The organism is Caulobacter sp. GW821-FHT11E10 (assembly GCF_058808375.1).
This window is the reverse complement of record NZ_JBXARP010000002.1, coordinates 600,593-626,516: the sequence shown is the minus strand read 5'-3', so window position 1 is coordinate 626,516 and position 25,924 is coordinate 600,593. Positions and strand designations below refer to the sequence as shown.

Annotated in this window: 24 protein-coding genes, 2 tRNA genes and 1 pseudogene; 11 read left to right on the top strand and 16 right to left on the bottom strand. The window is 67.1% G+C overall.

Annotated features, from left to right (window positions below):
* Positions 1 to 234: 234 nt before the first annotated feature.
* Entirely contained in the window at positions 235 to 2,022 is a 1,788-nt protein-coding gene (gene sppA, locus AC1RRV_RS05905; RefSeq protein WP_492858647.1) for a signal peptide peptidase SppA, read from the bottom strand.
* Between the two features lie 172 nt (positions 2,023 to 2,194).
* A tRNA-Pro gene (locus AC1RRV_RS05900) sits at positions 2,195 to 2,271 on the bottom strand.
* 165 nt (positions 2,272 to 2,436) lie between these two features.
* On the opposite strand from AC1RRV_RS05900, the gene AC1RRV_RS05895 reads away from it, so the two are divergent.
* Together AC1RRV_RS05895 and AC1RRV_RS05890 are read left to right on the top strand one after the other, a co-directional pair.
* Positions 2,437 to 2,510: transfer RNA gene (locus tag AC1RRV_RS05895), tRNA-Gln, on the top strand.
* Positions 2,511 to 2,937: 427 nt separating this feature from the next.
* Complete coding sequence (locus tag AC1RRV_RS05890; protein ID WP_492858646.1) at positions 2,938 to 3,366, top strand: Ros/MucR family transcriptional regulator; 429 nt, start codon at positions 2,938 to 2,940, stop codon at positions 3,364 to 3,366.
* A 244-nt stretch (positions 3,367 to 3,610) separates the two neighbouring features.
* On the opposite strand, the gene AC1RRV_RS05885 is transcribed toward AC1RRV_RS05890, so the two are convergent.
* The 3 genes from AC1RRV_RS05885 to AC1RRV_RS05875 all read right to left on the bottom strand — a co-directional run bounded on the left by AC1RRV_RS05885 (position 3,611) and on the right by AC1RRV_RS05875 (position 8,384).
* Entirely contained in the window at positions 3,611 to 5,428 is a 1,818-nt protein-coding gene (locus AC1RRV_RS05885; protein ID WP_492858644.1) for an ATP-binding protein, read from the bottom strand.
* Positions 5,429 to 5,500: 72 nt separating this feature from the next.
* Positions 5,501 to 6,052, bottom strand: coding sequence for a GNAT family N-acetyltransferase (locus tag AC1RRV_RS05880; RefSeq protein WP_492858643.1), 552 nt, complete (start codon positions 6,050 to 6,052; stop codon positions 5,501 to 5,503).
* 130 nt (positions 6,053 to 6,182) lie between these two features.
* Complete coding sequence (locus AC1RRV_RS05875) at positions 6,183 to 8,384, bottom strand: S9 family peptidase (RefSeq protein ID WP_492858642.1); 2,202 nt, start codon at positions 8,382 to 8,384, stop codon at positions 6,183 to 6,185.
* Positions 8,385 to 8,506: 122 nt separating this feature from the next.
* Here AC1RRV_RS05875 and AC1RRV_RS05870 point away from each other — a divergent pair, with 122 nt between their 5' ends.
* Together AC1RRV_RS05870 and AC1RRV_RS05865 are read left to right on the top strand one after the other, a co-directional pair.
* Positions 8,507 to 9,355 carry a trypsin-like serine peptidase gene (locus AC1RRV_RS05870; RefSeq protein ID WP_492858640.1) on the top strand — a complete coding sequence of 283 codons (849 nt, stop codon included), beginning with the start codon at positions 8,507 to 8,509 and terminating at the stop codon, positions 9,353 to 9,355.
* 70 nt (positions 9,356 to 9,425) lie between these two features.
* Positions 9,426 to 9,616: pseudogene (locus AC1RRV_RS05865) on the top strand (CsbD family protein).
* Between the two features lie 127 nt (positions 9,617 to 9,743).
* On the opposite strand, the gene AC1RRV_RS05860 reads toward AC1RRV_RS05865, so the two are convergent.
* On the bottom strand, positions 9,744 to 10,676 hold the full coding sequence (locus AC1RRV_RS05860) for an alpha/beta fold hydrolase (RefSeq protein ID WP_492858639.1): 933 nt from the start codon (positions 10,674 to 10,676) through the stop codon (positions 9,744 to 9,746).
* A gap of 111 nt (positions 10,677 to 10,787) precedes the next feature.
* Between AC1RRV_RS05860 and AC1RRV_RS05855 the strand changes: the two genes are divergently transcribed.
* On the top strand, positions 10,788 to 11,591 hold the full coding sequence (locus AC1RRV_RS05855) for a helix-turn-helix domain-containing protein (RefSeq protein ID WP_492858638.1): 804 nt from the start codon (positions 10,788 to 10,790) through the stop codon (positions 11,589 to 11,591).
* Positions 11,592 to 11,913: 322 nt separating this feature from the next.
* On the opposite strand, the gene AC1RRV_RS05850 is transcribed toward AC1RRV_RS05855, so the two are convergent.
* From AC1RRV_RS05850 to AC1RRV_RS05830, 5 genes are all read right to left on the bottom strand, one after another.
* Positions 11,914 to 12,387, bottom strand: a complete 474-nt coding sequence (locus tag AC1RRV_RS05850; protein ID WP_492858637.1) for an OsmC family protein — start codon at positions 12,385 to 12,387, stop codon at positions 11,914 to 11,916.
* Positions 12,388 to 12,705 (bottom strand): DUF1272 domain-containing protein, encoded by a 318-nt coding sequence (locus tag AC1RRV_RS05845; protein ID WP_492858636.1) that lies wholly within the window; start codon positions 12,703 to 12,705, stop codon positions 12,388 to 12,390.
* A 235-nt stretch (positions 12,706 to 12,940) separates the two neighbouring features.
* Positions 12,941 to 13,390, bottom strand: a complete 450-nt coding sequence (locus tag AC1RRV_RS05840) for a MaoC family dehydratase (protein ID WP_492858635.1) — start codon at positions 13,388 to 13,390, stop codon at positions 12,941 to 12,943.
* An 88-nt stretch (positions 13,391 to 13,478) separates the two neighbouring features.
* Complete coding sequence (locus AC1RRV_RS05835) at positions 13,479 to 15,017, bottom strand: acyl-CoA synthetase (RefSeq protein ID WP_492858634.1); 1,539 nt, start codon at positions 15,015 to 15,017, stop codon at positions 13,479 to 13,481.
* A 26-nt stretch (positions 15,018 to 15,043) separates the two neighbouring features.
* On the bottom strand, positions 15,044 to 16,711 hold the full coding sequence (locus AC1RRV_RS05830; RefSeq protein ID WP_492858633.1) for a GMC family oxidoreductase: 1,668 nt from the start codon (positions 16,709 to 16,711) through the stop codon (positions 15,044 to 15,046).
* Positions 16,712 to 16,890: 179 nt separating this feature from the next.
* Between AC1RRV_RS05830 and AC1RRV_RS05825 the strand changes: the two genes are divergently transcribed.
* From AC1RRV_RS05825 to mopJ, 5 genes are all read left to right on the top strand, one after another.
* Positions 16,891 to 18,225 (top strand): cytochrome P450, encoded by a 1,335-nt coding sequence (locus AC1RRV_RS05825; protein WP_492858632.1) that lies wholly within the window; start codon positions 16,891 to 16,893, stop codon positions 18,223 to 18,225.
* 182 nt (positions 18,226 to 18,407) lie between these two features.
* Complete coding sequence (locus tag AC1RRV_RS05820) at positions 18,408 to 19,292, top strand: crotonase/enoyl-CoA hydratase family protein (RefSeq protein WP_492858631.1); 885 nt, start codon at positions 18,408 to 18,410, stop codon at positions 19,290 to 19,292.
* Between the two features lie 56 nt (positions 19,293 to 19,348).
* Positions 19,349 to 20,572: a DUF2336 domain-containing protein gene (locus tag AC1RRV_RS05815; RefSeq protein WP_492858669.1), complete on the top strand. Its 1,224-nt coding sequence runs from the start codon at positions 19,349 to 19,351 to the stop codon at positions 20,570 to 20,572.
* Between the two features lie 226 nt (positions 20,573 to 20,798).
* Positions 20,799 to 21,218 (top strand): Ros/MucR family transcriptional regulator, encoded by a 420-nt coding sequence (locus tag AC1RRV_RS05810; RefSeq protein WP_492858630.1) that lies wholly within the window; start codon positions 20,799 to 20,801, stop codon positions 21,216 to 21,218.
* A 195-nt stretch (positions 21,219 to 21,413) separates the two neighbouring features.
* Entirely contained in the window at positions 21,414 to 21,911 is a 498-nt protein-coding gene (gene mopJ, locus AC1RRV_RS05805) for a motility/cell cycle regulatory protein MopJ (RefSeq protein WP_492858668.1), read from the top strand.
* On the opposite strand, the gene AC1RRV_RS05800 is transcribed toward mopJ, so the two are convergent.
* Both AC1RRV_RS05800 and AC1RRV_RS05795 read right to left on the bottom strand, forming a co-directional pair.
* The gene (locus AC1RRV_RS05800) at positions 21,908 to 23,455 is read right to left on the bottom strand and encodes a glycine betaine ABC transporter substrate-binding protein (protein ID WP_492858629.1); all 1,548 of its coding nucleotides are present in this window, start codon (positions 23,453 to 23,455) and stop codon (positions 21,908 to 21,910) included. The genes mopJ and AC1RRV_RS05800 overlap by 4 nt on opposite strands.
* Complete coding sequence (locus AC1RRV_RS05795; RefSeq protein WP_492858628.1) at positions 23,448 to 24,242, bottom strand: ATP-binding cassette domain-containing protein; 795 nt, start codon at positions 24,240 to 24,242, stop codon at positions 23,448 to 23,450. Before AC1RRV_RS05795 ends, AC1RRV_RS05800 begins: the two co-directional genes overlap by 8 nt.
* Before the next feature lie 147 nt (positions 24,243 to 24,389).
* On the opposite strand from AC1RRV_RS05795, the gene AC1RRV_RS05790 reads away from it, so the two are divergent.
* Entirely contained in the window at positions 24,390 to 24,545 is a 156-nt protein-coding gene (locus AC1RRV_RS05790) for a hypothetical protein (RefSeq protein WP_492858627.1), read from the top strand.
* Between the two features lie 99 nt (positions 24,546 to 24,644).
* On the opposite strand, the gene fliE is transcribed toward AC1RRV_RS05790, so the two are convergent.
* Genes fliE through flgB form a run of 3 tightly spaced genes read right to left on the bottom strand, consistent with a single transcriptional unit; the run spans position 24,645 to position 25,845 of the window.
* A complete protein-coding gene (gene fliE, locus AC1RRV_RS05785; RefSeq protein WP_492858625.1) occupies positions 24,645 to 24,959 on the bottom strand; it encodes a flagellar hook-basal body complex protein FliE in 315 nt (104 codons plus the stop codon).
* Positions 24,960 to 24,970: 11 nt separating this feature from the next.
* Positions 24,971 to 25,390, bottom strand: coding sequence for a flagellar basal body rod protein FlgC (gene flgC / locus AC1RRV_RS05780; protein ID WP_492858624.1), 420 nt, complete (start codon positions 25,388 to 25,390; stop codon positions 24,971 to 24,973).
* Positions 25,391 to 25,401: 11 nt separating this feature from the next.
* Entirely contained in the window at positions 25,402 to 25,845 is a 444-nt protein-coding gene (gene flgB, locus AC1RRV_RS05775; RefSeq protein ID WP_492858667.1) for a flagellar basal body rod protein FlgB, read from the bottom strand.
* Positions 25,846 to 25,924 lie beyond the last annotated feature (79 nt).

Below are 25,924 nucleotides of genomic sequence, written 5' to 3'. Positions count from 1 at the left end.
AGTCGGAAGTCGGATGCTCCCCCTCTGGGGGAGCTGTCGCGGAGCGACTGAGGGGGCTATGCGGCCTATGCCGAGCTGCCCCCTCCGGCCCTCTGGGCCACCTCCCCCAAAAGGGGAGGATCTTATGCGACCGCTAACCACCCTAAGCGGACGTTCCGAAAGTCACCGCCGCTCGCGAAAAAGCCGCCCGGCGCGAACCGGGCGGTTTCGTCGTCTCTGGCCTCGCGGCGAACGCTAGCGCAGCGGCGTATCCGCCAGCACCGAGGCGCCGCCCGGCGCGGCGCGCAGGCGGGACTTGGCCATCTCGTCCAGGATCGCCTGGGAGCGCGGATCGCCCATCACCCAGGCGGCGGCGGCCAGGGTGCGGGCCGAGGTCTCGCTGACCCCCAGCAGCTTCTCGAAGGCCTCGAACGGCGAGGTTCCGCCGTCCATGCGCTTCAGGCGGACATCGCCCTCCAGCTTGGCCAGGGCCTTGGCCTTGTCGACGGCGTCGTAGAAGCCGCCCAGTTCGTCGACCAGGCCCAGCTGCTTGGCCTGCTCGCCGGTCCAGACGCGGCCCTTGGCGATCTCACGCACGCGTTCGGGGGGCAGCTTGCGGCCCTCGGCGACGCGGCTGACGAAGCCGGCATAGATGCGATCCATCCAGCCGGCGAACTTGGCGCGTTGGTCGGGCGTGAAGCCCTCGGCCGAGCCGAAGGCCTGGGAATAGTCGCCGCCCACATGCAGGTCCTTGGTGTCGACGCCGAAGCGGGCCAGGGCGCCGCCCAGGGCGAACTTGCCGCCATAGACGCCGATCGAGCCCGTCAGGGTCGAGGGCTGAGCGATGATCGAATTGGCCTGGCTGGAGATCCAGTAGCCCCCCGAGGCCGCGTAGGTGCCCATGCTGACCACCACCGGCTTGCCGGCCGCCTTGGCCGCCTTCACGGCCGCCAGGATCTGTTCCGAGGCCGTGTCCGACCCACCGGGCGAGGAGACGCGGAAGACGATCGCCTTGACGTCCTTGTCCTCGATGGCGGTGCGGAAGGACTGGGCCACATCGTCGGAATAGACGTTGCTGTCGCCGCCGAATGGCGAGCCGCCGCCGCCCACGCCGGTGACGATCGCGCCTTCGGCGCCGATCACGGCGATGGCCGGGCCGGTCTTGACGGTCGGCGGCTTGGAGCGGCTGGCATAGTCGTCGAAGTCGACCAGCTTGGCGCCCTTGCCGGCCTTGTCGAGGGCGAAGGCCTGGATGTCGCTGACCTGGCCGACCTTGTCGATCAGGCCGTTGGCCTGGGCCTCCTGGGCGCTGTAGGGGCCCGCCTCCAGCGTCTTGGTCATGGCGGCCGGGTCGCGCTTGCGATCGATGGCCGCGCTGGTCAGGGCCGTGCGATAGACCGAGCCCATCCACGACAGCGTCGATTCCCGGTGGGCCGGGGTGTAGTCGCTCTGAAGGTAGGGGTTCACGGCGTTCTTGTATTCGTAGCGCTGCTCGTACTCGGCCTTGACGCCGTACTTGTCGAAGAAGCGCTTGAAGAACATCGTCTCCGACGAGACGCCGACCGCCTGGAAACTCGAATCCGGCTGCATCCAGAACTCGCTGGTCGCCGCGCCCAGCATATAGGTCGAGGTGACCATGCCGGACGGATAGAGGCCTTGGCTGTGGGCGTAGATCGGCTTCTTGCCGACCTCGCGGAAGTGTTTGAAGGCCAGGCGCAGTTCGTCGGCCGCGGCCGGGGCGACGCCGCCTTCGGGCAGGCGCACCAGCACGGACTCGACCTTGTCGTCCCTTTCGGCGCGACGCAGCGTCTCGATGATCGACATCACCGAGTCGCCGCCGCCGCCGCCCAGGGCCGCGAAGGGGTTCTTGGCGTCCTGGTCGGAGAGGCCGCCGCGCAGGTCCAGTTGCAGGACGGTGTGGGTCGGGACGGGGGCCGGCCGTGTCGCGCCGGCGGCCATCACGATGAGCAGGAAGGGCACTCCGACCACGAACAGAAGTAAGCCGACGAACACGCCGGCGACGGTCAGGAAGAACTGCTTCATCGGAGATCCTGCTTTGGGAACGCCGACAAGCTAACCGCTGTTCGGGTTGCGACCAAATGAAGAGCAAGCAACGAATCCGGACTTGGCGGACGCGCAGGCCAAGCGCCGCTTTCGCGGCGCCTAAGCTTCTGTTTTGTAGGAAGTTTTCCCGCCTCTGGTTGGCGGGGAGAAGTGGTCGGAGTGGCAGGATTCGAACCTGCGACCCCTGCGTCCCGAACGCAGTGCTCTACCAGACTGAGCCACACTCCGACTTGGAGGCCGGCCTTATAGGTGGCCGTTTGGGGGGGCGCAAGCGCCTTTTTCGAGGTTCGGATGACGGGGGCCAAAAAGTTCTGAAAAGGCCTGTTGCATCCATCCGAGTCGTGGGCTATCTCCACCGCCTCGCCGGGCCCAACGAGGTCTCGCCGTTCCTGCTGGGGAATGGTGTAATGGTAACACTGCGGTTTTTGGTACCGTCATTCTAGGTTCGAGTCCTAGTTCCCCAGCCACTTTCTTCTCTGAATAGTCAGCCAGTCTTTCAGCGCTTCGGCGCGCCCGGGCTGCGAATGAGCGCGCGGCGGCCGTGCACCCGCGCGTTCCCCGGGTTCCCGCGAAATTCGCGACGGAGCGGAGGACCGGACGATCCGCGGGCCCAATTGTCCGCCGGGTATTGGACACGCAACGCTCCATAAGAACTAAAGTCGAGTTCGCAGTTGCGAGACAGAGCGTCGCCCGTATGGGTTTAGCAATCGATCCCGAGGGCGGGTAACAGCGTTGTCATGGGTATAGTTGACGAAAATTCGCTTCGTTGAACGCATGCGTCCATAGTCAATTGTCGTGAGAATTCACGATTTGAATCCGAATTCGTATTCGAAGTACTTGTGTTTCTGAAGCCAGGGTGTAATTCCGGAACTAACGGGACATGGAGTTGAGATCGTGGAAGACAAAGCGACTCTGATCGAGCTTACCGCTGAAATCGTGGCCAACTATGTGGCCAATAATTCGACGCCTGTTTCGGAACTTCCGGCTCTGATCCGTGCAACGCACGACGCCTTGGCCGGTATTGGCGCGCCGCCTGTCCCGACCGTCGAAGCGGTGACCAAGGCGACACCGGCCCAGATCCGCAAGAGCATCACGCCCGAGGCGCTGATCAGCTTCGAGGACGGCAAGCCCTACAAGACGCTGAAGCGCCACCTGACCACGCACGGCATGACCGTGGCCGAGTACAAGGCCAAGTGGGGTCTGCCGAACGACTATCCGACGACCGCGCCCGCCTATAGCGAGGCCCGCTCGGCCATGGCCAAGGCCCTGGGCCTGGGCCAGGGCGGTCGCAAGGGCAAGGCGACGCGCGGCCGCAAGGGCTAATTGGATTTCAAATCCGAACGGATTTCAGAAGGGACGCCGAAAGGCGTCCCTTTTTCGTTGAGCGACGAACTCTAGGAAATCCCGCCTTCCTGGGCCTTGCGCCTAGGATCCAGTGATCCACTAGCGCTGCATGAGACGGTGCGGGCGCGACATGGCGGCGCGCATTTGCGGATGCCGATCCAGGCGGCGCCATGGGTCTTCGCCAAAGGGCGAGGAAGGCAGGTTTCGTGGCGGAGAAGAGCCCCTAGGCCACGCCGCGCGTGTTCGCCTCGGCCTCATCATCCGTATCCAGGTTCAGGACCTTGGCCAGGGCTTCCACCAGGCGGGGAACTTCGACCGGCTTGGGGACCAGGGCGTCCATGCCGGCTTCGGCATAGAGCGACCGCTCGTGGGTCAGGACGCTGGCGGTGACGGCGATGATCGGCGTGCGGGGACGGCCCGTGCGGCGCTCGCCCTCGCGGATGGCCTTGCTGGCCTGAACGCCGTCCATGACCGGCATGTGGACGTCCATCAGGATACAGTCCCAACGGTCCTTCTCCCACATGGCCACCGCGTCGCGGCCATCGACGGCGAAATGCCCGTCGACGCCCAGGTGGCTCAGCAGGGTCAGCAGCACCGCGCGGTTGGTCTGGTTGTCGTCGACCACCAGGATCTTGGGAACGGCCATGTCCTCGATCTCGGCCGCCGCGACGTCCCGGGCGGGCGCGGGGGCCGTGACCGGCGCCACGCGGGGCATCGGCACGATGATCGAGAAGCACGCGCCGCCGTCGGCCGGGGCGGAGAAGGCGATCGTTCCGCCCATCAGCTCGACCAGGGTCTTGCAGATCGCCAGGCCCAGGCCCGAGCCGCCGGCCCGGCGGGTGCTGGAGCTGTCCAGCTGGGCGAACTTGGTGAAAAGCCGCGCGCGCTGGCTCTCGGGAATGCCGACGCCGGTGTCGATCACACGGGCCGACAGGGTCTGGTCGTCGCCCTCGACGATCACCCGCACCGCGCCGCGCTCGGTGAACTTCACGGCGTTGGAGATCAGGTTCGACAGCACCTGGCGCAGACGCTCGGCGTCGCCGTGGCGCCAGCTGGTCGCATCGCCGGCGACCTCCAGGCTGAACTCCAGGTCCTTGTCGCGCGCCAGGCCGCCATAGAGCTGGCGCAGGGCGTCCAGCTGGGCGCCAAGATCGAACGGCGCGGCCACGACCTCCATCTTGCCGGCCTCGATCTTGGAGAGGTCGAGAATGGCGTTGATCACGCCGAGCAGCGACTGGCCGGAGGCGCTGATGGTGTCGAGACGCCGGCGCTGGTCGGGCTCGAGCGCGCCGGTAGCCATGATCTGGGCCATGCCGAGCACGCCGTTCAGCGGCGTGCGGATCTCGTGGCTCATGGTGGCCAGGAAGTCGGTCTTGGCGCGGTTGGCGGTTTCGGCCGCGAGAGCCAGGTCCTGGGCCTCGGTCTTCAGGCGTCGGTTCTCGGTCAGCTCGCGCTCGAGCTCGGCGTTGAGGGCCTCGCTGGCCAGGCGGGCGCGGACCTCGCGGCCGACGACGCCACGCATCAGGGCCGACATGCCGATGGCCGCGAAGGCGCCGGCCAGGCCGACGAACATATATTGGTCGATCGTGTCGCTCGACGCGTTGCGCGCCATCCAGGCCAGGCCCGCGATCGCGCTGGTCACGCTGAGCAGCGACACCCGCCGCGTCGGCGCCGAGGTGGCGAAGACCAGGGCCATCAGCACGAAATAGACCAGCTTCTGCGGCTCGAAGTGCAGAAGCTGGTAGGCCATGGTGTTGGCGAGGAAGAGGCCGTTCATGCCCAGCACCAGGGCTTCCAGCGGCAGGCCCATGATCTGGCCGCGACGCAGGCCGATCCAGGCGGCGAAGGCGTAGAGGCCGGCGACGACCGACAGGCCTTCCAGCACCACCAAAGCTCGACCCGTCTCGTAGAACGGGTGCGATAGACTGATCAGGGCATAGTAGATCGCGGCCGCGATCATGTAGCCGCGCGCGATCGGCACGTAGGCGCGCATAAGCGCGATCTTGGCTGGCTGGCGGGCGTCAGTCTTCGCAGCCGTCACGTCGGACCTCGACTATCTATAGTCGAGTAAGCTACGCGAAGAGTGGTTAAGCGTTGTTGCGCCTTGAATGGTTTACACGCCGCTTAGTGACATTCCGGGCGCATCCGGCGGGGTTTCGCCACCGCCGTTCAGCGAACGCTGCATCCAGACCAGGTCGACCCAGCGTCCGAACTTGTGCCCCATGTCGGGGAAAACGCCTTTCTTTTCAAAGCCCAAGGCCGCGTGCAGACCGACCGAGGCGGCGTTGCCGCTGTCGCCGATCACCGCGCATATTTGTCGCAAACCCAGGGCCTCGCAGGCCTCGATCAGGGCGGAAAGCAGGGCTTTACCAACGCCTTTACCCACAGCTTTCGGCGAGACGTAGACGCTGTCCTCGACGGTGAAGCGATAGGCGGCGCGCAACCTGAACGGGCCGGCGTAGCAATAGCCGACGACCTCGCCATCAAGCTCGGCGACCAGATAGGGCAGGCCGCGATCCAGGAAGGTCGCGCGTCGACGGGCCATCTCGGCCTCGTCCGGCGGGACCTCCTCGAAGGTGCCCAGGCCGTTCAACACGTTCCAGGCGTAGATGGCGGTGATGGCGGCGATGTCGGCGTCGGCGGAGGGGCGGATCGTGACGGTCATCAAAATCCTCTCCCCGTGGGAGAGGTGGCCCGAAGGGCCGGAGAGGGGAGTGACCCCGCCAGCAGACCTTCCCCCTCCGTCCGCTTCGCGGACACCTCCCCCGCTGGGGGGAGGATTTGGAAGCACCGGCTCACTTCGTCCAGCCCTTCTCCACGGCCCAGACGGCGAAGGCGTAGTCCAGGGCGATCTCCTTCAGGAAGTCGAAGCGCCCGGAGGCTCCGCCATGGCCGGCCTCCATGTTGATCTTCAGCAGCACCGGATTGCCGCTGGTGGTCGCCGGCCGCAGCTTGGCGACCCACTTTTCGGGCTCCCAGTAGGTGACGCGCGGATCCGACAGGCCGCCGGTGGCCAGCACGGCCGGATAGGGCTTGGCGGCCACGTTGTCGTACGGCGAGTAGCTGGCGATGTAGTCGTAGGCTTCCTTGTCCTCCAGCGGATTGCCCCATTCGGGCCATTCCGGCGGGGTCAGGGGCAGGGACGTGTCGCTCATGGTGTTGACGACATCGACAAACGGCACGGCGGCGATGATGCCGGCGAACAGGTCGGGCCGCATGTTGGTGATCGCGCCCATCAGCAGGCCGCCTGCCGAACCGCCGTAGGCGACGGTGTTGGCCGGCTTGCCATAGCCGGCGCCATGCAGGTGCTCGGCGCAGGCGATGAAGTCGGTGAAGGTGTTCTTCTTCTTGAACTTCTTGCCGTCCAGGAACCAGCCCCAGCCCTTTTCCGAGCCGCCGCGCGGGCAGGCCGTGGCCCAGATCCAGCCGCGGTCGACCAGGCTGAGGTTCCGGATCGAGAAGCTGGGCTCCATGGCGATGCCGTAGCTGCCGTAGCCGTACAGCAGCAGCGGGGCCGAGCCGTCCAGCTTGGTTCCCTTCTTCATCAGGATGAAGACCGGCACGTCGGTCCCGTCGGAGGCCTTGGCGTTCAGGCGGCGGGTCTCGTACTGGGCCGGGTCGTGGCCGGAGGGGATCTCTTGCGTCTTGCGGAGCGTGCGGGCGCGGCTGCCCATGTCGTAGTCGAACCACTGCCGGGGCGTGGTCATCGAGTTGTAGACGAAGCGCAGATTGTCGGTGTCGTACTCGTAGCCGCCCTCGAGGCTCAGGGCGTAGGCCGCCTCGTCGAAACCGATCGTGTGTTCATCCCCATTCGCGGCCGTGACGACCACCTGGTTCAGGGCGTCGACCTTCTCCAGGCGCACGAACCAGCGCTTGAAGGCCATGGTCCCGGAGATCAGGCGGCCCGGCTTGTGGGCGATCCAGTTCTTCCAGTTGGCCTTGCCGGTCGCGGCTTCGGGCGTCGTGACCAGTTTCCAGTCGACCGCGCCGTCGGCGTTGGTGCGGACCACGAAGTGGTCGTTCCAGTGCTCGACCTCGTAGCGCAGCCCGACCTCGCGCGGATGGAAGACGACCGGCGCGGCCGTCGGATCGGCGGCCGGGATCAGCAGCGCCTCGCTGCTCTCCTGGTTGCCGCACGAGATGACGACGAACTTCTCGGAGCTGGTGACGCCCACGCCGATGAAGAAGCCCTCGTCGGGCTCGTCATAGATCAGCACGTCGTCCTTGGCCGTCCCGCGCGCCGGACGGCGATAGATCTTGGCCGGACGGCCGTTGTCGTCGCGGAACGTCCAATAGAGCCATTGGCTGTCGGGCGAGAAACAGAAGTCACCGGTGGTGCTCTCGACCGGGCTCTCCAGCACCTTGCCCGAGGCCAGGTCCTTCACGTGGATGAGATAGACCTCCGAGCCCTGCGCATCGACGGCATAGGCGTAGAGCTTGTGGTCCGGCGAGTGGCCGGCCGCTCCGACCTGGTAGAAGGCCTTGCCCTTCGACTCGGCCTCCTCGTCGAGCAGGATCTCCTCGACGCCGCCGCCCATTCCAGCCTCGGGGACGGGCTTGCGAGCATGAATCGGATGCTGCGCGCCCTTCTCGAAGCGCGTGTAGTAGGCGAAGGGACCATCCTTGGCGGGAACCGAGGCGTCATCCTCCTTGATGCGACCTTTCATCTCGTCGAACATCTTGGCCTGCAGGGCCTCGGTCGAGGCGAGCATGGCCTTGGTGTAGGCGTTCTCGGCGGTCAGGTGCTCCTTGACGTCCGCCTTGATCAGGGTCGGGTCGCGCAAGACCTTCTGCCAGTTGTCGTCCTTCATCCAGGCATAGTCGTCGGTGCGCGTGCGCCCCAGCTGCTCGATGGTCTTGGGGACCTTTCGCGCGACGGGCGGAATGGGGCGAGCGGCATCTGAGGACATGGCGGATCCGAAAGCTATTCCAGGGAGGACTATGGGGGATGACGTAAGCGTCGCGGCGCCGCTCGTCATCATCTGCCGACGGTTCATGAGCAGAATTTCCCCCGAAGGACCCTAACGCGCGAGTGCGGCAGAACGACAACTTGCGGCGCGAGAATCCTGTGGTCAAACTCATCCAAGTGTCGGGCGAGTTTGCGTACTAAGGGGGCGTCATGCCGTTGGATCTGTCCGTCGACCTGATCAAGGCGACGGTCCAGCTTGAGCAGCCGCTAGGCGACGGGTCGCGCACCGTCGGCACCGGCTTTCTCATTTCCGACCCCGGTCCCGATGGCAAGCCGCGCACCATCCTGATCACCGCCGCCCACGTCTTCGAGAAGATGCCCTCGATGTCGGCCAAGATCGGCTATCGCATCCAGGGTTCGGAAGGCGTCTGGCGCTACGATCCCGAGACCTTGAAGATCCGCGACGGCGACCATCCGCTGTGGGTCAAGCACCCGACCCGCGACGTCGCGGCCATGGTGGTCGAGGCCCCGCCCGAGTTCGTCAAGGCGGCCATCCCGATCAACTACCTGGCCCAGGACGACACCTTCAACAAATTCAACCTCGGCCCCGGCGACGAGATGATGGCGTTGGGGTTCCCGCGCGGTCTGTCGGCCAATCCGGCCGGCTTCCCGATCCTGCGTTCGGGCCGGGTGGCCTCTTATCCGCTGGCCCCGGCGACCAACTTCCCGACCTTCCTGATGGACTTCTCGGTGTTCCCCGGCAATTCGGGCGGGCCGGTGTTCATGGCCGAGGGCGCGCGCCGCCGGCCGGGCGCGACCGAGAGCCAGGAGGTCCAGTTCGTGGCCGGCCTGCTGACCCAGCAGGTCGAGCTTTCGGGCGAGCGCCTGGAGATCGGCATCGTCACCCACGCCAAGTTCATCCGCGAAACCCTGGCCATTCTCGATAGGCTTCCCGGTGCGCCGATCATCCAGGCCAAGGTTGGCAAACCGGAACCGGTCATGCCCGGAGCGATCCCTGCGGTAGCGGTTTCGGCCACGGCCATGGGCGCCTCGCACTAGATTTATAGGAACAGGCGCGCGGCCGGCCCGTTCTTTCTGCAACGCACAACAGCAGAAGCAGGAGCGAGCCATGAGCACCAATCGTGTCGAAGGCGCCATCGACAAGGGCGCGGGCGCCGTCAAGGAAGCCGTGGGCAAGGCCACCGACAACGAACGCCTGGAAGCCGAGGGCGCGGCCCAGAAGGCCAAGGGCGACATCCAGAACAAGGTCGGCCAGGTGCAGGACAAGATCGCCGACGCGATCAAGCGCTGAACCTCTGACTCCAACTAGCGAAGCGGCCGCCGGAGCGATCCGGCGGCCGTTTTTGCGTTACCTATTCCTCGTCATCCCGGAGGAGTAGCTGGCCCGGGACCAACGGGTGGCGCAGTGCGGTTGCCATTGGGGCAGTCAGCCCTTCGCGAACCGCAGAATGTCCCCGTTCAGCCGCTCGATGTGCGTGAACATCAGCCCGTGCGGCGCGCCTTCGTAAACGATCAACTCGGCCTTCGGCGCCAAAGCCGCGTAGCGCTTGCCGCTCGTCTCCAGCGGGGTCGAGGCGTCCTTATCCCCCTGAATGACCAGCACGGGGACTCTCACGGCCGCGATCTCGGGGCGGAAGTCGGCCGAGGTGGCGGCGCGGTTGCACTCGACCAGGGCCTTGGTTGTGGTCCCCAGCATCAGGCCCTGGATCCACTCCATCATCTCGCGCGAGGTCGTCGGTGTCACGAACGGGCGAGCGTTCTCCTCCAGCCAGCGCGGATAGTCGCGCATCAGCACGCGGGTGCGGAACTGCTCGAAGGCCTCGGGCGGATAGCCGGTGGGATTGTCGGGCTTGCGGGCCGGGCAGGGGTCCAGCGGGGCCAGGAACAGCGCCTTGGCGACCCGCGCGCCGTGATGGCGGCTGAAGTAGCGAACCACCTCGCCCGCCGCCATAGAGTGGGAGACTAGAACCACGTCGCGCAGATTCAGCTGGTCCAGCACCGCGGCCAGGTCGTCGGCCAGGGTGTCGTAGTCGTAGCCCTTCCACGGCGCGTCCGAGCGGCCGTGGCCTCGGCGGTCGTAGGAGACACAGCGCAAACCCTCCTCCGACAGGGCGGCGGCCTGGTAGGCCCAGCACTCCGACGGCAGGCCCCAGCCGGCCAGGAACACCACCGGACGGCCCTCGCCCCAGTCCCGGTGGTAGAGGCGCGTCCCGTCACGGGCGACGATGGAAGCCGGGCGCTTCGGCGGCGTTGAAGGCCTTGGCGCGGCGTTCGCGGTCGCGGGCAGGCTGGCGACGAGAGCTCCAAGACCGGTCATGACGGTCAGGGCGTGACGGCGGGGTAGGGCGGCGGCGGTCATGGCGGTCTCCGGTCAGGTGTTCGAGCCTCGCCAGGATTTGGCCGATCGCGCCGACCGTCGATTACGCCCGAGGTAATGGCGGCGACGCGCCTGCCGCCCTAGCTTCATCCCATGAGCACCGCGACCACGACCGCCCTGACCAAGACGCCGACCGTCGGCGAGCGCCTGCGCGACTGGCGCCAGAAGCGTCGGCTGAGCCAGATGGACCTCGCGCTCGAGGCCGAGATCTCGACCCGCCACCTGTCGTTCCTGGAGACCGGCCGCGCCACGCCCAGTCGCGACATGGTCCTGCGCCTGGCCGAACGCTTGGAGGTCCCCCTGCGCGAACGCAACGCCCTGCTGCTGGCGGCCGGCTATGCCCCGGTGTTTCCCGAGCGGTCGTTCGAGGACCCGGGCCTCGCGACCGTCCGCGCGGCGGTGGAGGCGGTGCTGCGCGCCCACATGCCGTTCCCGGCCCTGGCCATCGACCGCCGCTGGATCATGCTGGCCCACAATGCCGGCATCGCGCCGATGCTCGAGGGTGTTGCGCCCAAGCTTCTTGAGGGACCGGTCAATGTGCTGCGGGTCAGCCTGCATCCGGACGGAATCGCGCCGCGCATCGCCAACCTGGCCGAATGGCGCGGCCACATCCTCTCGCGCCTGCGCCGCCAGTTGGCCGAGAGCGGCGACGCCGAACTGGTCGACCTGATCAAGGAGTTGTCGGCCTATCCCGGCGGCGAGGCCCATCCCCGCGCCGGCGAAGGCCTGATCGCCGCGCCGCTGCGCCTCAAGACGCCAGGCGGCGAGCTGTCGTTCCTGTCGGCCACCATGACCTTCGGCTCGCCGCTGGACGTGATGGTGTCGGAGCTGGCCATCGAGACCTTCCTGCCGGCGGACGCCGCGACGGCGAAGGCTCTACACACTACGGGCGGCTAAGGAGCCTCAAACGCTCATTCCCCAGACTGCTAGCCACCAAACGGTCGCCGCCACAGCGCCGAACGACGCCCAAACTATGACCCGCCACTCTGCTGAGGTTTTAAACCGCCATAGGCCGGTCGCGACGGTCATGATGATCATGACTGACGGAATGGCTATCAACTGCAACTCGTCGGCGGAGTAGCCGTACTCTTCGGCTCGGTCGAGAGCGCCAAACAGCAGCAGCAGCCAGTACAGGCAACCTACGAAAGCGAGGATAGGTCTCAAGATCATGGACCCTGATAGCAGGGCGTCTCGTCCCGGCGAAGTTAGGTGATCGTCTTCAGTCCACCTCTTCGTAGGTCGCCGCGTAGTCGACCGGGAAGTTCACCGAGCGGGCGATGAAGCAGACCTTGTGGATCTCGTGATGGATCGCGTCGGCCTTGGCCAGGTCCGCCCCGCGCTCGACGAGGATGTGCGGTTTCAAGGTCGCGCGCAGGAAGCGGCCGGCGCCGTCGGGCGTGCTCTCGCCGACGCCGATCGGCTGGTCCTGATAGCCGCGCACCACGATGCCGGCGTTGCTCGCCAGATGCAGGTACCAGAGCATGTGACAGGCGCTGAGCGAGGACAGCAGCAGGTCCTCCGGATTGTGCAGGGTCGGGTCGCCGCCCAGCAGCGGGTCGTTGGAGCAGTCGACCACCGGCTTGCTAGGGGTGGCGATGGTCCAGGTGCGATCGTAGCCGCGATAGGTGCGCGTGCCGTCCCCCCGGTCGCCAGTCCACGCGATCAGGCAGGTGTAGTCGTGCTGCTTGGCCATCTACCGCTCCTCTGGAGGGACGTCCTTCAGCCGCGCGGTCATGGCGGCGATCTGGTCACGGCTCCAGCGACTGTACTTGCGGACGTCGCTGGCCGGATGGAAGCCCAGGCCGAGTGAAATATGCGGATGGTGGTAGGCTTGCCTCGGTCGGATCGGTCGGGCTTGCAAACCGCCGCCGCAGGTCGGGCAGACGTTCCGCAGGACGTTGTCCGCGCAGTCGGCGCAATAGGTGCATTCATAGCTGCAGGTGCGGGCGTTGGTGGCGTCCGGCGGCAGGTCGACGTCGCACAGTTCGGAGTTGGGGCGGAGCTGGAGCATGGGCTCTGCCTAGCGCGGAAGGCGTTCGGCGGAAATGACGGGAAGTCCTCGTTTTCAGCCAACCAGCCTCCGCCTCCCTAGGCCTCGTGCCTAGGGCCCATCGTTCCGCCGCTCAGGTCTGAAATCGGAACGCTTCCACGCTCGCGGAGCGCGCCGATCACTATCGAGCCTGGCCGAACCATGGGTCCTCGCCACGGGGGCGAGGAAGGCGATGTTTGGTGGGTTGGATGGGCGCCTAAGCCCCGTAGATGATCGAGATCGTCTCGGCGACACACGCCGGGCGCTCTTCGCCCTCGATCTCGATGGTGCACTCGTTCTTCATCTGCAGGCCGCCGGCCTTGGGCTCGACGCTGACCAGTTTCTGGCGCATGCGGACGCGCTTGCCGACCCGGACCATGCCGGTGAAACGGACCTTGTCGCAGCCGTAGTTGATGCCGCGCGTGACGCCGGTGACGCGCAGGATGTCCGCGCCCAGCATCGGGATCAGCGACAGGGTGAGATAGCCGTGGGCGATCGGACCGCCGATTTCCCGGGTGGCGCGCTCGACGTCGACGTGGATCCACTGGTGGTCGCCGGTGGCCTCGGCGAACAGGTTGACGCGCTCCTGGGTGACCTCGACCCAGTCGGACACCCCGATCTCCTCACCGACCAGGCCGGCGATGTCGGCGTAGGCGACTTCCTTCATGGTGTTCTTCTCCCCACTCACTCTTGGCAAACAGTTGTTTGGTTAGGTGGCACGGGCCGGCGGCGAGGGCAAGGCGGCGAACGCCGCCCTACACGATCCGGCTCTCGCCCTTGCCCCAGTAGGCGTCGCGGATCAGGCGCTTGTAGAGCTTGCCAGTCGGGTGGCGCGGCAGCTCGGCCATGAAGTCGATGCGGCGCGGCGACTTCACGTGGCTGAGATTGGCCCGGGCGAAGGCCATCAGCTCCTCGGCGAGATCGGTGTGGTCCTCGAGCCAGGCCATCGGCTGGATCACCGCCACCACCTGCTCGCCCATCTCCTCGTGCGGAGCCCCGACCACGGCGGCGTCGGCGACCTTGGGGTGGGTGATCAGCAGGTTCTCGATCTCCTGCGGATAGATGTTCACCCCGCCGGAGATGATCATGAAGCTCTTGCGGTCGGTGAGGTAGAGGTAGCCCTCCTCGTCGGCCCAGCCCACGTCCCCCAGCGTTGTCCAGCCGTGCTTGTTGTAGCTCTCGGCCGTCTTGTCGGGGGCGTTGTGGTAGTTCACCGCCGGGCCGTTGGCGAAATAGACCGCGCCCTCGGTGCGCGGCGGGACGGGATCTCCGGCGTCGTCGCAGATGCGCAGTTCGCCCAGCACGGCCTGGCCGACGCTGCCCTTGTGGGCCAGCCAGTTGTCGGAATTGATCCAGCAGAAGCCGTTGCCCTCGGTGCCGGCGTAGTACTCGTAGATCACCGGACCCCACCAGGCGATCATCTGTTCCTTGACCGGCACCGGGCAGGGTGCGGCGGCGTGGACCGCCGACTTCATGCTGGAGACGTCGTACTTCGCCCGAACCGCCTCGGGCAGTTTCAGCATCCGCACGAAGTGGGTCGGGACGAACTGGCCGCAGTTGATCCGGTGCTTCTCGATCAGGGCCAGCGCCGCCTCGGGCTCGAACTTCTCCATCACGATCACCGTGCCGCCCAGCTTATGCACGGTCATGCACCAGCGCAGCGGGGCCGCGTGATAGAGCGGGGCCGGCGAGATGTAGACGCTGTCGCCCGAGAAGCCGAACAGGCCCTGGGCCATCATCTGCAAGGCGTTGGGCGCGTCGATCGGGCCGCCGTTCAGGGCCGGCTTGACGCCCTTGGGGCGACCCGTCGTGCCGGACGAATAGAGCATGTCCGAGCCGGCGGTCTCGTCGGCGATTGGCGTGGTCGGCTCGCTGGCCCGGGCCTCCTCGAAGTCGGCATAGGCGCCGTACGGGCCGCCGATCGCGAACAGGGTGAGGTCGGGGACCAGCCGCGCGACCTCGTCGATCAGCGGGCCCATGGCGGTGGAGGTGACGAACACCTTCGCCCCGCAGTCGTTCAGGATGTACTCGACCTCGGCCGCCGTCAGCTTGGTCGAGACGCAGACATAGTAGAGTCCGGCCCGCTGCGCCGCCCACGCCACCTCGAAGAAGCGGGCGTTGTTCTCCATCAGGATGGCGATGACGTCCCCGGCGTTCAGGCCCAGCGCGCGGAACAGATGCGCGCCCTGGTTCGACCGCGCGTCCAGCTGGGCGTAGGTCACGACCTCGCCGGACCCGGCCATGATGTAGGCCGGCTTGTCGCCTTGCGTCTGGGCGTGGAGGTAGGGGTGCATCGCCGGGTGACCTCTCTAGTTTCGGGCTAGGCCGCCACGGCCGCTTTGGCGTCTTGCAGGATCATCGCCGCGCCCTTCTCGCCGATCATGATCGAGGGCGCGTTGGTGTTGCCCGAGATCAGGCGCGGCATGATCGAGGCGTCGACCACGCGCAGCCCCTCGACGCCGCGCACGCGCAGCTGGGCGTCGACCACGGCGGCCGGCCCGGTTCCCATCTGACAGGTGCCGACCGGGTGATAGAGGGTCGAGCCGGTCTGGCGCGCGAACTCCAGCAGCTGCTCGTCGGTCTGGATGCCCGGGCCCGGGTTCATCTCCTGCTCGACATACTTGGCGATGGCCGGCTGGGCGCCGATCTTGCGCGCCCATTTCAGGCCCGCGACGGTGACCTCCTGGTCCAGTGGGTCGGACAGATAGTTGGCGAAGATGGCCGGATAGGTCGACGGATCGGCCGACTTGATCCGGATATGGCCCCGGCTCTCCGGCCGCAGCTGGCAGGGGGCGATGGTCATGCCGGGCGCGCCTTCCAGCTCCATCTTCTGTTCGTTGAACAGCTTCTCCAGGTCCATGGTGGCGGGCAGGATGTGGAACTGGATGTCCGGTCCCGCCAGATCCGGTCGCGACTTGCAGAAGGCCGCCACGTGCGCCGCCGACAGGGTCAGCAGGCCCTTGCGGAACAGCAGGTATTTCATGGCCTCGGCGGCCAGGCGTCCGCCCTTGCTCTGCTCGTTGACCGAGATCGTGCCGGCCTTCAGGCGATAGCGGGCGGCGACGATATAGTGATCCTGCAGGTTCTCGCCGACGCCGGGCAGATCGGCGACGACCGCGATCCCGTGCTCGCGCAGGAGCGCGCCGGGACCCACGCCGGACAGCTGCAGCAGCTGCGGCGAGTTGATCGCGCCGCCGGCCAGGATCACCTCGCCCTTGGCCTTGGCGACGCGTTTGACGCCGTTCTGCATGAACTCTACGCCGACGGCGCGCTTGCCCTCGAACAGGACGCGGCTGGCCAGGGCATTGGTCTCGACCCGCAGGTTCGGTCGGCTCATGGCCGGGTGCAGATAGGCGACGGCGGACGAGCAGCGCGAGCCGTTCTTCTGGGTCACCTGGTACCAGGTGGCGCCTTCCTGGTCGGGGCCGTTGAGGTCGGGATAGCGCGGGATGCCGGCCTGGTCGCAGGCCTCGATCAGCGCCTCGGAGATCGGGTGGGCGTCGCGCATGTCGGCGACGTTCAGCGGACCGCCCGTCGCGTGCAGGTCGCAGGCGCCGCGCTCCTGGTTCTGGGCCTTGCGGAAATAGGGCAGGACGTCGTCCCAGGCCCAGCCCTCGCAACCCAGCTGACGCCAGCCGTCATAGTCAGCGGCCTGGCCGCGGACATAGAGCATGGCGTTGATCGAGGACGAGCCGCCCAGCACCTTGCCGCGCGGCCAGATGTGCTGGCGTCCGCCCGTGCCGGGGTCCGGCTCGGTGGTGTAGAGCCAGTTGACCTTGGGATCCTTGAGGGTCGAGGAATAGCCGACCGGGATGTGGATCATCAGGTTCGACGCGAACTGGGAGAGGTTCTTGGTCGGCCGGTCGTCGCCGCCGGCCTCCAGCAGCACCACCTTGAATTTGCCGCCTTCGGACAGGCGAGCGGCCAGCACGCAGCCCGCCGAACCTGCGCCCACGATCACGTAGTCGGCCTCGATGATCCCGCTCATCGCACTCTCCCTTTGTATCGTCCGCGTGTAACCCGCGTGATCGATGTTCAGTTGAGAGGGTGAGCCCAGATTGGACCGCCGCGCAAGTTGCCGTCGCGGCGCCGTTGGCCACGGGCCGTTCCGGGTTATCGTCACCTCCAAAGAACGGCGTTCGCATGAGCGCCTTGGGGAGACGCGCGATGGATCTGATCAGCCAGACGGTGGTGGACGGCAAGGCCGGTCCAGGCGCGCCGCCGACCTATCCGACGCTGGGCGGAGTCGACCTCGCCGACATTTTTCGCTTCAGCCAGGGCCAGCCCTGGGCCGACTTCGCGCGGATGCGGAAAGAGGCGCCGGTGATGTGGCACGCCGAGCCCTATGACGGTCCCGGCTTCTGGGCCCTGACCGGCTACGACGACGTCCAGCGGGTCAATGGCGATCCGGAGGCCTTCTCGTCCCAGCGCGGCGGCATCCTGATGTCGATGGGCACGCCCGAGAAGCGCCACGCCCTGCTGTTCCGGGCGTCGATGGACACCATGATCAATCTCGACGCGCCGCATCATCTGCAGCTGCGTCGCGAGCACATGCCCTATTTCACGCCGGCCTATCTGCGCGGCCTGACCGAGCGGGTGCGGGCCGAGGTGACCCGGCTGCTGGACGCTATGGAGCCGCTGCTGGCGGACGGCGCCGAGATTGACATGGTCGAGCACTTCAGCTCGATCCTGCCGCTGTTCACCCTGTGCGAGATCCTGGGCGTGCCGCCCGAGGACCGGCAGAAGTTCCTGGGCTGGATGCACTATCTGGAACGCGCCCAGGACCTGGCGGTGCAGAACGCCGCCGCCCCGATCGCCCCGACCCTGGAGCTGATGCAGTTCGTCCAGGACTTCAACAACGGCGTCGAGGAGATGTTCGAGTACGGCCGCCGGATGCTGCTCAAGCGCCGCGAGGAGCCGCAGGCCGATCTGATGACCGCCATCGCCCGGGCCCAGGTCGACGGCGCTCTGCTGGCCGACGAATATCTGGACGGCTCGTGGCTGCTGATCGTGTTCGCCGGCAACGACACGACGCGTAACACCCTGTCGGGCGCGATGAAGCTGTTGACCGAGTTCCCGGACCAGAAGCAGAAGCTGATCGACGATCCTTCACTACTCGGCGGGGCGGTCGACGAGTTCATCCGCATGGTCAGCCCGGTGATCTACATGCGCCGCACCGCCACTCGCGACGTCGAGGTCCACGACCAGCTGATCCGCGAGGGCGAGAAGGTGGTGATGTATTACGGCGCGGCCAACCGCGATCCGGCGATGTTCGAGAACCCCGACCAGCTGGACGTCACCCGGCCGAACGCGGGCAAGCACATCGCCTTCGGCTACGGCCCCCACACCTGCATCGGCAAGCGCGTGGCCCAGATCCAGCTGGAGGAGGCCTATCGCCAGATCCTGGCGCGGTTCCCGGACCTGAAGTGGACGGGGAACATCGAGATCGCGCCGAACAACTTCGTCCACGCGATCAGCAAGCTGGGCGTGAAGCGGGGCTAGGGCTTCGAGATGCTCCCCCGCTGGGGGAGCTGTCGCGGAGCGACTGAGGGGGCCATCTCGGCATTCGCCGCGCTGCCCCCTCCGGCCCTCCGGGCCACCTCCCCCGGAGGGGGGGATCTTCTCAGCGATTGCCCGTAATTCATACACATGTTTGGATCGCTCCAAACCGGAAGGAAGCCCCCATGTCGCAACCCACCTTCGAGACCCTGCTCTATGACGTCGAGGACGGGATCGCGACGATCACCCTGAACCGTCCGGACCGGATGAACGCTTTCACCGCCCGGATGATGAAGGACATGATCGAGGTGTTCGACGTCACCGACGCCGACGACGCGGTGAAGGTGGTGATCATCACGGGGGCGGGCCGGGCATTCTGCGCGGGGGCCGACCTGGGCGGCGGCGGGGCCACCTTCGATCGCACCTCGCCCCAGGCCCTGGAGCGGGAAGAGGGCAAGGTCGGCGACATCTATCGCGACGGCGGCGGCCGCGTGACCTTGCGGATGTACGACAGCCTCAAGCCCATCATCGGCGCGATCAACGGCGCGGCCGTGGGCGTGGGGGTGACCATGCAGCTGCCGATGGACATCCGGATGGCCTCGACCGAGGCCAAGTTCGGCTTCGTCTTCGCGCGTCGAGGCATCAATCCCGAGGCCGCCTCGAGCTGGTTCCTGTCGCGGCTGGTCGGCCTGCAGACGGCGCTGGAGTGGTGCTATACCGGCCGCGTGTTCCCGGCCCAAGAGGCGCTGGACAAGGGCCTCATCCGCTCGCTGCACGCGCCCGACGAGCTGCTGCCCGCCGCCCGGGCTCTGGCCCGCGAGATCGCCGACAACACCGCCCCGGTCTCGGTCGCCCTGACCCGCCAGCTGCTGTGGCGCATGGCCGGCGCCGATCACCCCATGGAGGCCCACAAGGCCGACAGCCGGGCAATCCAGTCGCGGGGCGCCTCCGGTGACGCCAAGGAGGGCGTGACCTCGTTCCTGGAAAAGCGCGCGCCGGTCTATCCGAACAAGGTGTCGAGCGACCTGCCCGACATCTGGCCGGAATGGAAGGATCCCCAGTTCCGGTGAGTTTGTCGCGGCCCACGCTCATTGGTCGTTAAGCACGATCTGCTCTTGTCATGCCGATGAACGAAAGCGCCCTGACATCGTCGTTCGAAGACCCGGAGGCCCCAAAGCCCACCCGGCGTTCGCGCACGACCCTGCTCAAGCGCCTGGCCGACGTGGTCTGCCTGCCGACCAGCCGCATCAACGCCTTCGAGCGGTCGATGACCGCCGACCTGCTGGTCGAGATGCTGCGCGACGCCAATGCCGTCGAGCGCGAGAAGGTCGCCCGCCGCCTGGCCATGCTCAACGAGATCCCCGGGGTCCTCGTGCGCCTGCTGCTGCGCGACGAGCTGCCCGTAGCCCGCGCCCTGCTGGTCGACTGCGAGAAGCTGTCGGACGCCGACCTGATCAGCTGCCTCTATCAAGCGACCATCGAGCACCGCCGCCTGATCGCCCAGCGCCGCGGCGTCAGCGAGGTCGTGGCCGACGCCCTGATCGACATGGCCGAGCCGCCGGTCATCGAGACGCTGCTGCGCAACGAACTGGTCAAGCTCAGCCACCAGGGCGTGGAGAACATCGTCGCCGCGACGCGTGACTCCCAGCACCTGATCCCGCTGCTGCTGCGCCGGAGCGAACTGCGGCCCAGCCACGCCTATGTGATGTTCTGGTGGGCCGACGCCGAGGCGCGCAAGACGATCCTTCAGCGCTTCGCGGTATCGCGCGAGATCCTGCAGGACGCCGTCGGCGACGTCTTCGCCCTGGCCTCGGCCGAGGGCTGGCAGGACCCGCTGTCGCGCAAGGCCCTGCAGTTCATCGAGCGCCGCCAGCGCAATCGCGCCGCCATCGCCAAGAGCCCGTTCGAAAGCCTGGACGACGCGATCGCCACCGCCGAGCGCGGCCTCACCCGCGAGGTGGCCGAAGAGATCTCATATCTCTCGGGCCTGAAGCCGATGACCGGCGCCAAGATCTTCACCGATCCGGGCGGTGAGCCGCTGGCCATCCTGTGCAAGGCCACCGGCCTGCCGCGCAATTGCATAAGGCAGCTGTGGCGCGGCCTGCGTCGCCAGGAAGTCGACCGCAGCGGCGCCACCGACCACGCCCTGGAACGCGTCCTGACCGTCTACGACGCCATCGCCGTCGATCGCGCCCAGACGGTTCTGCGCTACTGGAACTGGTCGCTGACCTCGGCGCTGACGCCGGCCCTGCTGAAGGCCATCCGCGAGGGCGATGAAGCGGCCGTCGACGAATACTCGGCGCCCCAGCGCGCGGCGATGTTGGCGCTCTCGCGCGATTTTGGTCGTTGAACGCCGGATATCGCCGGTCTCTCGCGGTCGCTGCTTCTCGCCGATCAGGAACTCAACCTTACTTACTCGTAATGTGCGCGGTTGAGCTCGTCTGATGAACAGTGGTTATTACAGATAATCTCTTGCAGAGCCCGTATTGCCCGGACTGGGCAATCTTTGTATGCACGCCTCGACTGATCCTGGAATCAGCCGCACCAGCAAAAGATTTGGCGACGGGCGAGGCCTTATGGAAGATCAAACGGACCTGATCGAGATGACGGCGGGCATTGTCTCCGCCTATGTCGGCAACAACGTGGTCGCGACCGCCGACCTGCCGGCCTTGATCAAGCAGGTCCACGGCGCGCTCGCCACTGTCGGCGCTCCCATGGCCGAGCCGGCTCCGGCGCCGAAGGAGCCCGCGGTTTCGGTCAAGAAGTCGATCACCCCCGACTACTTGATCTGCCTGGAAGACGGCCGGAAGTTCAAATCGCTGAAGCGCCACCTGCGCACCAAGTACGAAATGACGCCGGAAGACTACCGCGCGAAGTGGAACCTGCCCAAGGACTACCCCATGGTCGCTCCGAACTACGCCGAGGCGCGTTCGAACCTGGCCAAGCAAATGGGCCTGGGTCAGGGCGGTCGCAAACCGGCTCGCAAGGGCAAATAGCCGAGTCGGAACAAAAGCTTGGCCCTAACGGGCCTCGAGAAAACGCAACGCCCGTCATCCGAGTCCGGATGGCGGGCGTTTCTCTTCGCGGTTGACTCTCCCCGGGAATCTTGTCGCGCGACAAGTTTTCACTTGCCGCCGATTCGTTCCTTAAGCGATAGTGAATCGAGTGATTCCAAAGGCTTGTTAAGGACTCTGAAGATGTCCGCGCAATTGAGCGCATCCGCTTCGGCGGCCCGCGCTCACCAGGAGATGTTCGCCTACTGGGCGTCCCTCCGCCGGGGGGCGAGCCTCCCAGCGCGCGTCGACCTGCACCCTAAGAGCATGAAGCGGCTGCTGCCGACGGTCAGCCTGATCGACGTCGTCAATGAACCGCGCGACTATCGCCTGCGCCTGGCGGGCACCGGTCTCTATGGCGTCTATGGCCGCGAGATCACCGGCCGGATGATCGGCGACGTCTACAACACCGCCGCCTTCGACTACTGGCGCAAGGAACTGGACAAGGTTGTCGACGAGCGCCGTCCGGGTGTCGGCGTCCACAGCCTGGCCTGGCGGGGCTCGCCGCACATGTCGATCCTGTGGCTGCGTCTGCCGCTGGCCACGAACGGCAAGGACGTCGACATGATCCTCGGCTACGACGCCGTGGTCGGCGCCCAGTCCGAGGGCGGCTTCTCGGGCATCCGCGCGGCCTAACGGTTCAGCGTCGCCGCGGCTTCGGCCGGGCTCTTCTTCCCTACATCCCGATCGACCGCGTAGTTGGCCGCCTGCATCGCCTTGACGTCGATGCTGCCGCCCAACGGCTTCAGCGCGTCCAGCAGGCGCCGATCGTCCGCGCGCTTCGGCGAGATCAGGATCACCGCGTCATAGGGCGGCAGCGCGCCCTTCGGATCGCCCAGCAGCACCAGATCGTCCGCCGCGATGCGCCCGTCGCTGGAGAAGGCCGAGATCACGTCGGCCTCGCGGCTGGCCAGGGCCCGGTACATGAAGGTCGGCTGGAACTGGCGCTTGGCCTTGAAGCGTAGGCCATAGGCCTTCTCGACGCCGGCCCATTCGGGGCGCGAGAAGAATTCCAGGTCGCCGCCCATCACCAGGTTCGGGGCCCTGGCGGCCAGGTCGGCCAGGGTCTTGACCCCCAGTTGCTCGGCGCGGTCGCGGCGCATGGCCAGGGCATAGGCGTTCTCGAAGCCCAGCGGCGCGAGCAGAACAACACCGTCGCGGGCTTTCAGCTGGGTGCGCAGGCCGTCCAGCAAGGCCTGGCGGCCGGGATTGTCCTGGCGGTTCAGGACATTGGCCCAGAGGGTGCCGGAATAGTCGACATAGGCGTCGATCTCACCCGAGGCGAGGGCGCGGTAGGCGACGGCCGAACCCAGGTTCACGCGCTGCTGGACGCCGGCGCCCTTGGCCTCCAGGCGGTCCGCCATCAGTTCGGCCAGGATGTATTGCTCGGAGAAGTTCTTTGCCCCGATCACGTAGCTGGGTCGGTCGTGCGACAAGGCCGCGCTGGCCAGAGGCGCCAGGGCCGCCAGGAGGCCGATGGCGAGGCCCAGGCCGCCCGCCCACAGGCGTTTCGCGTCGCGCCGCGCCACGCCGTCCTCGATTAGGCCCAGCAAGGCGTCGACCGTGAGGGCCAGGACCGCCGAGGCCGCGCAGCCGACCAGCACCGCCACCCAGTCTTCGGTCTGCAGCCCCGAGAAGATGTAGTCGCCCAGCGAGGTCTGGCCGACGGGCGTGGAGAGCGTCGCGGCCCCGATCGTCCAGACGGCGGCGGTGCGTACCCCGGCCATGATCACCGGCGCGGCCAGGGGCAGCTCGACCCGCCACAAGCGCTGGCGATCGGTCATGCCGACGCCTCGGGCCGCCTCGACCACGGCCGGGTCCACGCCGGATACGCCGGCCGCCGCGTTCCGCAGGATCGGCAGCATCGAATACAGGGTCAGGGCCAGCAGCGAGGGCAGGAAGCCCAGGGCTGGGAAGCCATGGCCCAGGGTCTTTACGGCCAGTCCCGAGAGCAGCAGCAGGAGGGGATAGAACAGGGCCAGCAGGGCCAGGCTGGGAACGGTCTGGACCAGGCCGGCGGCGGCCAGGGCGATCCACTTCAGGCGCGGACCGCGGGCGGCGGCGATACCCAACGGCAGGGCGATGGCCAGGCCCAGGGCCAGGGCGGCGGCGGACAGGGTCACGTGCCAGCCGAGGCGCTCGGGCAGGACGGCGAGGGCCGAGTTCAGGCGATCAGCCACGGGCCAGTTCCGCCAGGCGCTGGGCCTGCTTGCGCGGCGCGGCGATCAGGTCGGCGACCACCCGATTGGCATGGTTCGCCAACAGCGCGCGCGGCGAGGCCTGGGCCAGCACCTCGCCGTCGGCCATGACCACGACCTCGTCGGCCAGCAGCAAGGCCTCGCCGACGTCGTGGGTGACCATCACCGTGGTCAGGGAGAGGCGCTCGTGCAGGGCGCGGACGTCGTCGGCCAACGCCACGCGGGTCACCGGGTCCAGGGCGCCGAACGGCTCGTCCATCAGCAGGATCGAGGGCCTCGCCGCCAGGGCCCTGGCCACGCCGACCCTCTGGCGCTGGCCGCCCGACAGGGCCGAGGGCGCACGGCCGGCGAGGTCACGCGGCAGGGCGACCAGGTCCAGCAGTTCGTCGACCCGCTCGGCGATGTCGCCCGCCGGCCAGCCGAGCAGGGCGGGGGTGACGCCGATGTTCTGGGCCACGGTCATGTGGGGGAAGAGGCCGATTTCCTGGAAGACATAGCCGATCCCGCGCCGCAGCTCCGGGCCAGGACCGGCGGCGATGTCGGCGCCGTCGATCAACACCCGCCCGCTCGAGGGCGCCGAAAGGCCGTTGATGAGCTTGAGCAAGGTGGTCTTGCCCGCGCCCGATCCGCCGACCAGGGCGACGAACCGGCCTCTGGCGATCGTCAGCGAGGTCGGCGCCAGCACGGCGCGGTCGCCGTACGACTTGCTGACCTGATCGAGGACGATCGCGTCGGTCTTGAGGGCGGGGGTCTTGAGGGCGTCGGTCATGGGGGCTCCGGACGCGGGGAAGAATCACCTTCGCCGGCCCCAAGCGTTGAATCAAACCTCGGGTGCGACAAGGCGGCGCGCGACAGCTCGCGCGGTTCGCGCGGGCCGAGTCAATCTCGACCATGGCGACAGGTTCAAGGAGGTCCCATGCCTGTTGCGTCCCAAGCTCGCCCGTTCGATCCGCGTCCCCGTCGTCGCGCCCGCCAATGGCCTCTCGGCTTCGCGGTGCTGCTGGCCTCGGTGTTGAACGCCGTCGTCTGGGGCGGCCTGCTGACGGTGGCCAAGACCTTTCTGCATGTGTGAGTAGGCGTAGCGTTCGTTGTTCTTCTCCCCTGAAGCAAACTGGGCCGCGTCCTTCCGGACGCGGCCCTTCTTTTTGTTCGTTGGGGAGTCGAAAGCCGACTAGATCGGCATCCGCATGATTTCCTGGTAGGCCGAGATCACCTGGTCGCGCACGGCCATCACGGTTTCCAAGCTGGCCTCGGCCGAGCTGATGGCGGTGACGACGTCGACCAGTTCGGCCTTGCCGGCCACCTGGTCGGCGATCTTGGTTTCGGCGACCTTGGAGGCCTTGGTCGCACCGTCCATGGTCGACTTCAGCAGCTCGCCGAAGTCGATGCCGCCCTTCTTGTCGGAGCCGCCGATGGAGCCGACGGAGCCGATACCCATGGCGCCTTGCGAGGCGTAGGCCTTGGCGGCGGCGAGCGCGGTGATCATGGCCTAGCCCCTTATCGCTTGAGGATGTCGAGGGTGCGCGCCTGCATGGAGCGCGCCGTCTCGATGACGTTGAGGTTGGCTTCGTAGGCGCGTTGCGCCTCTTTCATGTCCAGCGCCTCGACCAGGGAATTGACGTTGGGCAGCTTGACGTAGCCCTTGGCGTCGGCGGCCGGGTTGCCGGGATCGTACTCGGTCTTGAACTCGGACTGGTCCGGATCGACGCGCAGCATCTGCACGCCTTCCGCGCCCGCGACCTTGGTCGGCTGGAACACCGGGACCTGGCGGCGGTAGGGATCGCCGCCGGCGGTGCGCGCGGTCGAATTGGCGTTGGCCAGGTTCTCGGCGATGACCCGCATGCGGCCCTGCTGGGCGCGAAGGGCCGACGAGGCCACGGCCATGGTCGCCAGGGGTTGGGACTTGATCTCGGGCATGCCTTAGGTCCTTAGCCGTTCGGCTTGCGCGCGGCGGTGCGCAGCATGTTCATGGACTTCTGGTAGAAGGTGATCGCCGCGTCGTAGTTCATCCGCGCGTCGGTCATCTTGAGCATCTGGTCCTCGAGCGAGACCGCATTCCCGTCGAGGGTGGTCTCCGAATCGGCGCCCGCCGTCGCCCGCCAGGCGCTGGGAGCGTTCGAAGGCGCCATGTGCGAGGCCGAGGTGGCCATCATGCTGACCGAACCGGTCGGCGCGCTGCGACCGCCGCGATAGACCGCGCCGGAGCCCTGGTTCATCAGGGAGGTCTGGAAGCTGAAGGCCTTCAGGTCGTGGGGGCGATATCCCGGGGTGTCGGCGTTGGCCACGTTCTGGGCGACAAGCTTCTGGCGCTCGGTCAGATAACCGAGGCGGCTCTTGAGCATGCCGAAAAGGGGAAGATCATCCGGACCCATGGCGATCATGGTGAAGAAACAGGGTTAATTCGGCATTAAGAACCCTCAGGCACACCAGGGTCAGGCGGGTTGTTTCCCT